Source organism: Pseudoalteromonas sp. SG45-2 (assembly GCF_014164115.1).
GTDB lineage: Bacteria > Pseudomonadota > Gammaproteobacteria > Enterobacterales > Alteromonadaceae > Pseudoalteromonas > Pseudoalteromonas distincta.
The window spans coordinates 25,566-39,112 of sequence record NZ_JACJEO010000034.1 but is presented as its reverse complement, the minus strand read 5'-3'; the positions used below and the strand labels follow the sequence as shown (position 1 = coordinate 39,112).

Sequence of the window (13,547 nt, the reverse complement as noted above, 5' to 3'; positions counted from 1 at the left end):
TAAAAACAAGTAAAAACAAGTAAAAACAAGTAAAAACAAGTAAAAACAAGCATATTTTATCTCATACAATACCAATCCACTTAAAATTGCTTTTATGTAGATTGGTATAAACAAAATACTCCTTAAATACTATAAATATACCTGTAACTAACCTTTTAATTGTTAAGTCCTTTCCTACTTTTTTGACGTAAAAAATATTCCGCTCACGCTCCCATCAAAAAACACAAACAACATAACTAATTGTATAAACTGCAATTTATATACAACCTAAAATTGGTAAACTGGTCTTACCGTAAACTAATTGTAAATAAAATAAACAAATATGTTGACCATTTGCGTACTCCACAATATCATTTGTAAGCGCTTACAAAACACAATCTAAAATGTAAGCGCTTACAGCATGAAAAACAAAGCTCAAAAAACAATTAATCTGACAATAATCTGTTGAAACCGGGGTTCAGTTATGAACATTGAAACAACGCACATTACACGTTTACTTGCCGCTATCTCTTTAGTTACGTTAGCTGGCTGTGGTGGTGACTCTGCCACTAAATCAAATTTTGAAAATGTAGATGCCTCTGAGCCAGTATCAGATTGGCAAATGGTTTGGAGCGACGAGTTTGAAGGCTCAGCCATTGATACAAACAAATGGAACTATGAATTAAACTGCGATGGCGGTGGTAACAACGAGAAACAGTGTTACACCGACAGTGAGCAAAATGCATTTATTGCAGACGGTGTGTTAAACATTGTTGCCCTACCCGCTGAAGAGGGTGCAGAAAAACCTTACACTTCAGCGCGCTTAAATACGCGTTACAACGCCGACTTTACATATGGTCGCTTTGAAGTGCGCGCCAAACTTCCATCAGGACAAGGTAGCTGGCCAGCATTTTGGATGCTGCCAACTGATGAAGTTTACGGCACTTGGCCTCGTTCTGGCGAAATAGATGTTTTAGAATCAGTAAACCTTAAAACACCAGATGAAGATGGCGGTATAGAGTCCAGTATCCACGGCACCCTTCATTACGGACGTGCGTGGCCAGATAACAGCTACACAGGGCAAGAATACAAATTCCCTGAAGATACTAATCCAGCAGATGATTTCCACACGTATGCTGTTGAATGGCAAGAAGGTGAAATTCGCTGGTACGTAGACGGTTACCTTTATGCAACTCAGCGTCAATCAGAAGTTCGTACTAATGCAAGTGGTGAGGCTGTAGGCCTAAAACATCGTGGTTGGTTTGCAGAATACTTTGAACAAGGTTCTGGCGAACTTACAACGCATTGGGATAGCGCACCATTTGATAAAGACTTTCACTTATTGCTAAACCTAGCAGTAGGCGGTGACTGGCCTGAAAACGTAAATGATTTAGGTGTAGACGCTAGCGCATTTGAAAACGGCCAAACCTTTGCTATTGATTACGTACGTGTTTATCAATGTGCATCAAACCCTGAAACAGGTAAAGGCTGTGAAACTATTCGCCCAGGTTACAATAGCTTAGACGATGCGTTGCTTGAAGGCGATGCACCAATCCCTAGCCCACCTTCGACAGGCATTGCAACACCACTAACTATTTTTGGTGAATCATTTAATCCAAATTGGCCTGCATGGGATTGTTGTGGTGGTTCTACTCCCGCTATTGTTGCAGATGAAACCCAAGGTGATGTAGTTGAATTTGTAGTAGGTGCAGAACCCACTGTAATGGGCTTTATTAGCCGTGAGATTTTTATTACTGACGAAGCAGGAAAAGCCAGCCCGTTTGATGCATCTCCAATGCTGGATGAAGGTTACGTTCGCTTTAAAATGAAAGTAACAAATGCACCAGGCACAGCTGATGCAGCTTGGCTTGTAAAACTTGAAAGTAATGAAGGTTCTAGCGCAGTAGAAATGCCGATTACAGACAGTGTTGAAGGCGTAAGCCCTGTTGTTGGCCAATGGCAAACTTATACATTTTTACTAAAAGATCTAGATGCAGCAAATTTAGATATTAGTGCAATTGATGTGATCATGGTGTTTCCAGCATGGGGCGCAGGTGAAGGCGCTGTTTATTTAATTGACGATGTTGAGATTACTCAAGATAACTTAGGCGTATCACCTGAGCTTACTATTTTTACTGATGAGCAAAATCTAGCATGGCCAATGTGGGATTGTTGTGGTGGCTCAACCCCTGTTGAAGCTATGGATGATGAAGAACATGGTCTAACTGCAGAGTTTAGCATTGGTGCAGAGCCTACTGTGATGGGCTTTAATAGCCGCACATCGTCAGGAGGCGCAGGCGAATCGTTTGACGCTAGTAGCATTTTAGATGAAGGCGTTATTCAATTTGATTTAAAAGTAACCTCTACTCCTAGCGATCCAGCTACACCGTGGTTATTTAAAGTTGAGTCAAATGGCGGCGACTCTGCAGTAGAGCTTGAATTAACGGCAAGTGTTGAAGGCTTAGCGCCAGTTACTGGCGAGTGGCAAACATATACATTTAAATTGTCTGATCTTGCAGCTGCTGGCTTAGATGTAAGTACTATAGATGTATTAATGATTTTCCCAGCGTGGGGGGCAGGTGAAGGCTCTGTTTACCGTGTAGATAACGTTAAGATTTATAATCCAAATGCAGCGCCAGCTGCAACGGGTGAGCTTACTGTATTTAAAGATGCAGCTGCCGATCAGTGGAGTATTTGGGATTGTTGTGGTGGCTCTACACCAACAACAGAAACCGATGATGACGCGCATGGCGCAGTAGCGCAATTTAGCATTGGTTCTACTGCTACAGTAATGGGCTTTATAGCTGATGAAGACGTATCGTTTGATGCCTCTGCAATACTTGAAAATGGTGTAGTTCAATTTGATATGAAAGTTGTATCAGCCCCTTCAGATATTGACGCTCAATGGCTATTTAAAATTGAATCAATTGGTACATCGAGTGCCGTAGAGCTTGCTTTATCTAGCAGTGTTGAAGGCCAAGTACCTGTAACGGGCGAATGGCAAACATACACCTTCCCTCTTCAGCAATTATTTGATGCCGGCTTAGACATTAGTGCATTAAACGTAATTATGGTTTTTCCTAGCTGGGACATGGGCGATGGCGCGCTTTACCGTATAGATAACGTGATTATTGCAAATCCATAAAACACACACCAATAGGCGCTTAGCGCCTATTGCTACACAACAACATTTTATAAAGCAGAGCTATTATGAACACATTCAATTTTAAAAAGAGCCAACTTGCGGCTTCTGTGTCTCTCATCATTGCTGCGAGCACATTAAACACAGCTATTGCGGCAGAAGCAGAAACAAGCGTTTCATCTGATGTAGAAGTTATTGAAGTAAAAGGTATTCGTGGTTCACTTATTCGTTCTATGGATATGAAACGCGACTCTTCTGGCATTGTAGATGCCATTTCATCTGAAGAAATGGGTAAATTCCCAGATACCAACTTAGCAGAATCATTACAACGTATTACCGGTGTATCGGTGAGCCGTGCAAACGGTGAAGGTAGCCAAATTACAGTACGTGGTTTTGGCCCTGAGTTTAACTTAATAACCTTAAATGGCCGCCAAATGCCGGGCACAGGTTATACACGCTCGTATAATCTTGAAAACGTTGCCTCTGAGGGCGTAAGTGCCCTTGAAGTGTTTAAAACAGCACGTGCAGACGTGCCAAGCGGTGGCTTAGGTGCAACTGTAAATATTTCTACTGCACGCCCTTTTCAAAAGCCGGGTCAAAACTTTTCAGCTACCGTTAAAGCAAACCACGATTCGTCAAACGAAGCTGGCGATGACGTAACACCAGAGTTTTCTACTGTTTACAGCAATACTTTTGTAGATGACACTTTTGGCTTTGGTTTTTCGTTTTCGCACCAAGAGCGTGACTTTCAAAAACAAAGTGCCAATATTCAAGGCTGGCAGGCAAACGTAGACTTACCTGAATTAGATAGCAGCAACGTAGTTGATAACCGCACAGATTCTGCAGGTAACTACTACTTCCCTAAAGACATGAACTATTCTATTGAAGATGTAGAACGTGAACGTACAAACGGACAAGTTACCTTTCAATACGCACCGGTAGATGGCTTTGTAGCAACACTTGATTACACCGCAAGTAAAGCTGTAACAGGTTCTCAAAGTATTGGTTGGGGTATTTGGAACGACTTTGGTAGCAATATTAATGGCTACGAGCTTGATGAAAATGGTACGGCTGTTTATGCTGATATTAGCGGTAACGATGCCTCGTTTACAGCCAACAAAGGCACTACAGAAGTAAAAGCGCGCTCACTTGGTTTAAACCTAGATTGGGAAATTAGCGACACGTGGCACGTAGAGCTTGATTACCACGACTCTAAAAACGAAACCGATAACGGCGCCGACAATGGGCTGGGAAGTGCCGGCCAAGTAATTTTAGGTTCTGATCAGCTAGCTAATAAAATTTATGATTACCGCACAGGCGAAGTACCCAGTGCACAAGTTAATTGGTTAAATGGCACAAGTGAATTAACGCCTGGCGAAATTGATTCAAACTTTAGTCAATTTACTCACTCACCGGGTGAGTCAAACATTGAACAATTACAGCTACATACAACATGGTATAACGAAAGTTATGACATTGGTTTAGTTAAAGTTAAATTTGGCGCATCACGTACAGAACAAAACACCGGTGGTTACACCGCGTGGAGTGGTTTAGTAGGTGGTCCAGGCTTTAACCCATCATATACAGAAATATTCCCAGACGGCATGTTTACCCGTCACGATACATCGGGCCTTTTAGATCAATTTGAAGGGGGCGGCAGTGACTTACAACCTGGTTACTACTATACCTACGATTTTGACGAAGCTGTAGCACGCCAAATAGCTTATTTAACAGCTGATGTGACAGGCGGCGATGCATACGCCGCAAATGCATATATGGATGGTATTGACAGCGAAAGCTACGTAGAAGAAATCACTAATAGCTTTTATGTTCAATCAAGCTGGGAATTTGACGTAAGTAACTACTACGTAAAAGTAAATGCAGGCCTACGCTATGAGCAAACAGATGTAACCAGTACTGTACGTCAACGCGTTGAGGATCAAGTTAATTGGATCAGCGCTTCTGAGTGGATCATGCAATACGCTGCTGGCGGCGATGATAACTTCTTAGAGCAACAAGGTGATTACGATGTTTTACTGCCTTCAATCGACGTAAGTGTTGATTTAACTGAAGACGTAGTAGCCCGCGTATCTTGGGGTAAAACAATGTCGCGTGCACCACTGGGTAATTTAGCCGGTGGCCGCAGCTTAACAGGCAGCCCAAAACCGGGTTCTCGTACAGGTAGCCAAGGTAATACAAACTTATTGCCGTTTGAATCAACAAACCTTGATTTATCACTTGAGTATTACTACGCAGAAGGCAGCTACGCATCTGTTGGTTACTTTAAAAAAGACGTTGATAACTTTATTCAAACCACCATTACGCAAACTACTATTGATGGCTTGCACGATATTTTAAACGGCCCTCGTTACTTACAAGCTGTAAGCGATATTGAATCACGTGGTGAGCAAGCAACAACCGACGCTATTTTTGCACAAATGATTGCCAGCGGTTACGGCAATGCAAATGGCGTTATTGAACCAAACAGCGACGATCCGCTAATTACATGGAATATTAGCCAACCGCAAAACACCGACAGTAAATCGGTAGATGGTTTTGAAGTTGCAGTACAGCACTTAATTGGTGAAACCGGTTTTGGTGTTGGTGTTAACGCAACATTTGTAGATGGCGACGTTGAATTTGATAGCGAAAGCCTTGATCAACAAGCACCACTTACAGGCTTAAGTGACTCAGCTAACTTCCAAGGCTTTTACGAAAAAGACGGCCTATCAGTTAAAATTACTTATGCATGGCGCGACTCGTACCTAATTGGTGTTGGCCAAGCGCAAGGTTCAGCTGATGCGCCTCCGCAATATGCTAAAGCGTATGGCCAATGGGATATGAGCGTTAACTACGATGTAAACGAAAACGTAACGGTATTTTTTGATGGCATAAACTTAAATAATGCCACCGAAGAGGGTTACGGACGTTACGAAGAGCAGTTCTTATTTGCTAATCAGTACGGTCCACGTTACTCAATTGGTGCCCGTTACACGTTCTAACTAAATTTCCTTTAGTAAAAAATGCAAAAAACCGCTCACTGAGCGGTTTTTTATTGTCTAAAGTTATAATTTTTTAATAAATGGTACCAATCTGTTTATGTATAGGGGCTATTTAACGTAAGAAAATTACGCTAGATCTAGCCAAAATTTTTTGTACCTAGGGTCTGTTGATCTTTGCGGATTAAAATTTGTTCAAACTAGGGGCTATTTAATCGCGGCGCGAGGTTTGTAACCTAGTGGGCTAAGTAAAAACCGAGCAACAAAGAGTAAATAGCCCCTAGAAAGAACCCTTTGGGCAGCGCCTGTTTGGCATTAATGCTACGTTATCGCCCATTTATGGGGAATAACCACACTACATAGGCTCTGCCTTGCCTAAATACCAAACAGACTGCTGCAAATTTAACCTTGAAAGATCAACAGACCCTAGTTGTTCTAAATAAAAATTCAGCGACGTTATAGTGCAATTTAATTCACTAAATTGCTCAAAGATTCATACCGGTTGGTATGATTACATATACATACCGCCCGATACCTCAAGTCGTTGGCCTGTCATCCAACGGTTTTCGTCCGCTAATAAGTTAGCAATCACAGGCCCTATATCGTCTGTTACACCAACTCTGCCCATTGCCGTTTGTGATGTAATAAACGCATTTACTTCATCGTTATCACGAACGACGCCATTACCAAAGTCGGTTTCAATTGCACCAGGGGCTACAACATTTACCGCAATATTTTTAGGTGCAAGTTCTTGAGCTAAATACCTTGTCATTACTTCTATTGCACCTTTGGTCATTGCATAAGTAATATGACCGGGTAATGAAAAACGCGTTAAACCACTTGATAAATTAATAATACGACCACCGTTTTTTATAAAGGGTAACAATGTTTGGGTAACAAAAAATACTCCCCTTAAGTTAATATTTACTAACGTATCAAAAGTTGATTCACTTGTGTCTGCAAAACTGCTAGTAAGCCCCACCCCTGCATTATTAATTAAGTAATCAAACTCACTTTGTTGCCAATGAGTCTGCAGGACATTTTGTAGTTGCTGTGCAAAATCCTCAAAGCCGAGCATATCACTTACATCTAATTGCAATGCAACCGCTTTAGAGCCTAGATCCTGTACTTGCTTTACAACCTCTTTTGCTTCTTTTTCATGACGACGGTAAGTAAAAATGCAATCGATACTTTGCTTTGCAAGGCAAAGCACCGTGCTTTTACCAAGCCCACGATTACCACCGGTGATCACTGCAATTCGTTTGTTCATTGTTATATCCTGTTGAAAATAAAAGCAGGGAGTTAAATAACTTCCAAGCCAGTATATTTTTTCAAGCAACAAAGATAAACAGGCTGAAAAGAGTTACACTGTTCAAAATAAACGAACAATAAACGGTATTATGAAAGACCTAAACGCAATACGTATTTTTATTAAAGTAGCGCAACTCAGTAGTTTTTCTAAAGCAGCAACAAGCTTAAATCTTCCTAAGTCAAGTGTATCGCAAGCAGTAACCATGCTCGAAAGTACATTAAATACGCGTTTATTACACCGTACTACACGCACTGTAAATATGACTTCAGACGGTGAGCTATTTTATCAACGTGCACTAGGAATTATCAGTGACGCTGACGATTTAAAAAATTTATTTGTAACTGAGGATAAAGGTTTAACAGGCAGAATACGTGTAGATATGCCACAAGCTGTTAGTCGAGATACCATAATTCCAAACTTAAGTTCGTTTTTAAAAATGCACCCAAATCTTGAAATAGAACTTGGCAGCTCCGATAGACGAGTAGATGTCATTAAAGAAGGATTTGATTGCGTAGTAAGAGTGGGCGAACTTACCGACTCATCGTTAATTGCTCGGCGATTAGGAAGCTTTAAAGTTTTAAATTGCGTAAGCCGTTATTATGTAAAAAATCATGGTTTACCTAAAACTCTAAAAGATTTAAAAAATCATTACATTGTTCGCTACAGTCAAACACTTGGTATCCCTGATCCGGGTTTCGAATATTTAGATAGCAATAATCAATTGCAATCAATGACGATGAAAAGCCAGCTTACTGTTAACTCCTCAGAGGCATATTTAAGCGCCGCACTAAATGGCTTTGGGCTTATTCAAACCCCTATTCATGGTATTAGTAAACATTTGGAATCTGCCGAACTTGTCCAAGTTTTGCCTCAATACGCTATGCCCGACCTACCAATCAATATTTTATACCCGAATAGGCGTCACTTACCCAAACGCGTAAGTGCATTTATGCTTTGGCTTGAAGAACAATTGAGTGTATTTACAAAGTAATAACCTAGTTGCTCGCTTGAGTTACTAATACAAGTTACAGATTTTTAATCTGCTCAAGCAACACATTAGTTGTCCAATCAATACCGTTATACGCAACATCCGGCTTGTAAAAATCTCCTGCTCCACGAGCTCTATTTACATATACTTTATTTGGCACTACAACTTTACCGAAGCCTGAAGGTAAATCAGCTAAACGTACCTCCATATACATCGAGTCTGCGCTACTTGGTGCACCAAATAACGTTGTATTGTCAAAAAGCTTAAACTTATCAAGCGCATCTAAACAAGCACTGGCGCACTGCGGCGGCACTATAACAAACACTTTGGTTTTAAAGTCACTCGCTAAAGGCTTTTGCGTCATGTTAATTAGCGTATTAGTTTCTTGTTCTACATAAAATGGGGCATCATTTTTAAGTGATAAAGCCATACCAGCAGCTACGGTTTTAACTATTTTCAATAATTCAGGCTGATCTTTTACAATCTCTAATAAAGACACTACATGGTCGGTATTATCTTTTGATGCTCTCCACCACACTTGCGTGTTTTGAGATTTATCATTTGCTTTTTGTTCTACTACCTTTTCACCCCATAATTCTTTGGCTATTTGTGAGCTCCAATAAGATGAGCCACCTTGGTTATGACGCAAATCTAATACCACGGCTTTTGCAGTAAGTAACTTGCTACGCTGCTGTTGTATTTTTTCAAACACTTTATTGTATGCAGCAGTTTGTTTATCTGTTGATGAAAAGCTAGGCATAGCAATCCAAGCAATGTTTTTATCAGGCCACGTTAAATCAATGGGGAGTTCATCACCGTTATAAGCATTTTCTAAATGCCTGCTTGCTGACTTAGGCCTTACTGACCAATTGAGTACTTGTGTATAGGTATTGCCATTGGCTTTAACAAATTCGCATTCTTTTAAAGGAGTTAAAAATGGGTTGCCCTCGTCAATTAGTAACCGCCAACCTTGCTGCCACCAATGCCCAGGTTGTGCAACTTCACCATGAAACTTAAATATTCTCTCACGCATTAAGGTATCAGTGCTTTGCCCATCACATTGGCTTACAACGTCGCCTTTGCTAATATTTTTGGTTTCGCTGTAATACACTTTTAGCGCGTCACCTCGCCATACAGCTCTAAAGCCCGGCCAGCGGCGCGCGGGTCTATCTACGCTTGAAAACGCACCGGCGTGGCCATCTTGTAAAATAGTGCTAAAACGAGAAATTGCCGCTGCATGAACCTGCGGCCCGCTCGCTTGAGTTGAGAGTTTAAGCGCTTGTGCTTTTGCCTGTTTTAATAAATCAGGGAACGCGGGGTTGTTAGCATCAAACATACCTGGGTGATTTTGTGCTGTAATGTTGTAAGCAGCTTGAATATCGTTTTCTATTACTGTTCGCCACTGCTCATCCGTTTGCGGTGACACAGCGGTGTTAGCAAAACCCATAAAAGATACAATAAAGCTGCTAGTAGAAATAGTGAGCATAGATATTTTAACCATCATTCAAATCCTTTTGTTGTAGTTTTTTAATAGTTAAAACTGGAAACTATTGATGCCGTTTAACTTAGCACACACTTAAAATAATTATGCCTAAATGCCAGCTCTAGAGATTGTTTAATGCTTGAGTAGACGAATCCATTCATCGGGGTTTGCTAAAATAAAGTCATAAGTATCTTCATTATCTAAAGTGATTGTTATTGCATCGCTTGTTAGTGGTAAAATGCCTGCACCTCTCCCTGCTGACTTTTCAATTTTTACGATTGCGCTTCGTGTAAAAGTATAAGGCCCTAAACCAGCACTTTCATTGTATGGCTCAAAACGTACCTCACCTTGCGTTACATAAAATTTACCATCGGCTTTTGCAACACCACCTTGATACGTAGCTGTAGATGATTTGAGTATTTTATTGTTCATTTGGCTTTCCTGCTAATTAATTTACGTCAATAAAATGTATTCACTTTAATAAGTTATATAGCTTTATACTTTAAGGCAATCAATTTGTACCCAAAAAGCAAGTTATAATGACACGTACTTTATTTAGCCAATTAGAATCTAGGCTTCGAAAGATGCAAAGTTTAAAATGGGTGTTTTGTTAATTCTTTTTCTGAATTTTTTTAACTAAAGGCACTATCGCTAAAGCTAGCAATACGGCAAGAAAAAAGCTCACAAACGTATTACCAAACACCCATCTAAAAAAGATTCCTGAGAGAGACATTACAAAAGCTGACCAAAGCCATGGATTTATATTCTGCATACTATCTAGAGCACCTCATAACGCCCGCTAATGGGCTGGTTTGTAGCGCCAGCGGAAAACCAGTCCCAATTGACGCGCTTGTTAAACTTTTAATACTTTTCATGATGAGCTGCCGCATATCCGTCTTTGTATTCGCATTCTGGGCACAGCTCAGCCATTTCGTCATATTCACAAGCTGAATATATGTAAGGAGATTGGCACCACTTACAATCAAGAACTTCTTCTTCGTGGCTACAGACAAGGCAAATTTCATTGTCGATGTCGAAGGTCAAGTTGTGGCAGGAAGTGCACTTTATAGTAGCAATATCTTCTTTTTCTATTTTTTCGTAAGCTGCCTTAAGATAATTGCTATAGAACTCCGTGTAACTATATAAAACAGCAAGGCCATTTTCCTTTAGGTGCTTTGACTTCCAGTCCAAGCTTAAATGCTCTTCAGAGAAATTGATGACAAATAGTAAAACCTGCCCGACTAATGTCTTTGCTTCTTGGTCTGATATTGAAAATTCAAAGTGCTCAATTTCATTCCGCTTTTCCCTAGCAGTTTGAATAGCATTTAGATCTTCGTCGCTGAACTTAACGCCGCCAATTTTTTGCAGCCTTTTACAAGCAAGTTCACTACTTACAGTGTGTTGAGATGGAGATGGGTATTTATCAATATTTGTGAAGACAAACGCTGGATGAATTTGCCTGAGCTTCTCTTTAAACAAAAGCTCTACAACGTGCGCAAGATCAACAATAATCCTCTTCCAATTCCCCAGCCCTTTTTCCTCAATTGGCCCCATGTGTCTTAATGCATGTTCCAAGGAATCACTTGCATTTTCTATTAGATTAAATTTGTTCATAGATACTCAGTGAAGCCTAACAACTTTGTCTACGACATTTGTCGTTTTATAAACCGACAAATGTCCCTATATTACAATGCATTTATCTTAGCCAGCAAATAACCACCTGTAAACAATTAGTTAACTACAAAGAAATCTCCGTTAATGCTGTAACACACCTAAATGGGGGAGATCAGTAATATTCGACAATGCATAAATCACTGCACATTTTTAGAGCAACTTTTATAAAAAATTAATATTGTAAAATCGTTTTTTAACGCAGGTAATGAGTTATTTAAAACGCTTAGGTTTTAACGTTTTGAATACAGTTGGTATTGTACCTATATATTGCAACACGTTTGAAATAGTGTTGTGAGCACTGTGAAATAAAAGGACTCTAAATAAAAAAGCGCTACAAATAGGTAGCGCTGGCATTATTACTTAATGGTTGTTTATTTAAAGCTTAGGCTCTTTATTTAAAAGAAGCCGAGCGGATCTTCGCTGTAGCTCACTAATAGGTTTTTAGTTTGTTGGTAGTGATCAAGTGCTAGTTTGTGTGTTTCGCGCCCTATTCCTGATTTTTTATAACCACCAAATGCAGCATGTGCTGGGTACATGTGGTAACAGTTGGTCCACACTCGGCCAGCTTCAATTTTACGCCCCATGGAATAAGCACGGTTCATGTTTCTACTCCACACACCTGCGCCTAAGCCAAATTCTGAGCTGTTGGCAAGTTCGAGTGCTTCGGCTTCATCTTTAAAGGTCGACATAGAAATAACAGGGCCAAAAATTTCTTCTTGGAACACACGCATATCGTTTGTGCCCTTTAATAACGTAGGTTGTATGTAGTAACCACCGTTTAAGTCATCACTTAGCTGCTCTACATTACCGCCAGTGAGTACTTCAGCGCCTTCTTTTTTGCCTATTTCAATGTAGCTCAGTATTTTATCAAATTGCGCTTTTGAAGCTTGTGCGCCAACCATAGTTTCGCTATCTAGCGGGTTTCCGCGTTTAATTTTTAAGGTACGTTCGAGTATTCGCTCAATAAACTGCTCGTAAATGTCTTCTTGAATAAACAGCCTTGATGGACACGTACACACCTCGCCTTGGTTGAAGTAAGCAAGCACGGCGCCTTCAATAGCTTTGGATAAAAACGCATCGTCTTTTTCCATTACATCATTAAAAAATATATTGGGCGATTTACCGCCAAGCTCGACCGTTGAAGGAATAATATTTTCAGCAGCGCATTTCAAAATATGTGAGCCCACAGGCGTTGAACCTGTAAATGCAATTTTAGCGATACGCTTGCTTGTTGCCAGTGCTTCACCCGCTTCTTTACCGAAGCCGTTTACTATATTTAATACGCCTGCAGGGAGTAAATCGCCAATTATCTCCATTAAAACTAAAATAGAAGCTGGTGTTTGCTCAGCCGGTTTTAAAATTACGCAGTTACCTGCAGCAAGTGCTGGCGCTAGTTTCCAGGCGGCCATTAAAATAGGGAAGTTCCACGGAATAATTTGCCCAACAACACCTAGTGGCTCATGAAAATGATACGCAACGGTGGTTGCGTCTATTTCACCTATAGTGCCGTCTTGCGATCGTAGGCACCCTGCAAAGTAGCGAAAGTGATCTGCCGCTAGCGGAATATCAGCAGCGAGTGTTTCACGAATTGCTTTACCGTTATCCCATGTTTCGGCAACAGCTAGTAACTCTAGGTTTTGCTCAATTCTGTCGGCTATTTTTAGCAGTATGTTACTTCGGTCGGTCACCGACGTTGTGCCCCATTGCTCTCGCACTGCATGCGCTTTGTCGAGAGCCAGCTCTATGTCGTCTTTGTCTGAACGCGGTATCTGGCAAAATACCTTACCGTTTACTGGGCTTATATTATCAAAGTATTGGCCATTTACAGGCTTTACCCACTCTCCGCCAATGTAGTTTCCGTATTGTTGTTTAAAGTTTACGAGTGCGCCGTCGCTACCTGGATTTGCATATATCATGTGTGTGATCTCTTTATTGTTGTTAGCTAAAGGTCGAACATTTATATAAAACAA

The 13,547-nt window shown here is 40.6% G+C and carries 8 protein-coding genes; 3 read left to right on the top strand and 5 right to left on the bottom strand.

Annotated features, from left to right (window positions below):
• Nucleotides 1-463 precede the first annotated feature (463 nt).
• Nucleotides 464-3,124, top strand: a complete 2,661-nt coding sequence (locus H5116_RS18975; RefSeq protein ID WP_182716844.1) for a glycoside hydrolase family 16 protein — start codon at nucleotides 464-466, stop codon at nucleotides 3,122-3,124.
• A gap of 65 nt (nucleotides 3,125-3,189) precedes the next feature.
• The gene (locus tag H5116_RS18970) at nucleotides 3,190-6,123 is read left to right on the top strand and encodes a TonB-dependent receptor (RefSeq protein WP_182716843.1); all 2,934 of its coding nucleotides are present in this window, start codon (nucleotides 3,190-3,192) and stop codon (nucleotides 6,121-6,123) included.
• 508 nt (nucleotides 6,124-6,631) lie between these two features.
• Here the strand turns inward: H5116_RS18970 and H5116_RS18965 are convergent.
• Nucleotides 6,632-7,390 carry an SDR family NAD(P)-dependent oxidoreductase gene (locus H5116_RS18965; protein WP_182716842.1) on the bottom strand — a complete coding sequence of 253 codons (759 nt, stop codon included), beginning with the start codon at nucleotides 7,388-7,390 and terminating at the stop codon, nucleotides 6,632-6,634.
• A gap of 130 nt (nucleotides 7,391-7,520) precedes the next feature.
• Here H5116_RS18965 and H5116_RS18960 point away from each other — a divergent pair, with 130 nt between their 5' ends.
• A complete protein-coding gene (locus H5116_RS18960) occupies nucleotides 7,521-8,423 on the top strand; it encodes a LysR family transcriptional regulator (protein ID WP_169060758.1) in 903 nt (300 codons plus the stop codon).
• Between the two features lie 34 nt (nucleotides 8,424-8,457).
• Here H5116_RS18960 and H5116_RS18955 read toward each other — a convergent pair whose 3' ends face one another.
• The 4 genes from H5116_RS18955 to H5116_RS18940 form a co-directional block, all read right to left on the bottom strand.
• Nucleotides 8,458-9,867: a S41 family peptidase gene (locus H5116_RS18955; RefSeq protein WP_259398879.1), complete on the bottom strand. Its 1,410-nt coding sequence runs from the start codon at nucleotides 9,865-9,867 to the stop codon at nucleotides 8,458-8,460.
• A gap of 168 nt (nucleotides 9,868-10,035) precedes the next feature.
• Nucleotides 10,036-10,335, bottom strand: a complete 300-nt coding sequence (locus H5116_RS18950; protein ID WP_004589576.1) for a hypothetical protein — start codon at nucleotides 10,333-10,335, stop codon at nucleotides 10,036-10,038.
• Between the two features lie 429 nt (nucleotides 10,336-10,764).
• Nucleotides 10,765-11,517, bottom strand: coding sequence for a hypothetical protein (locus H5116_RS18945; protein ID WP_182716841.1), 753 nt, complete (start codon nucleotides 11,515-11,517; stop codon nucleotides 10,765-10,767).
• A gap of 455 nt (nucleotides 11,518-11,972) precedes the next feature.
• On the bottom strand, nucleotides 11,973-13,493 hold the full coding sequence (locus H5116_RS18940) for an aldehyde dehydrogenase family protein (protein ID WP_182716840.1): 1,521 nt from the start codon (nucleotides 13,491-13,493) through the stop codon (nucleotides 11,973-11,975).
• Between the last annotated feature and the right edge of the window lie 54 nt (nucleotides 13,494-13,547).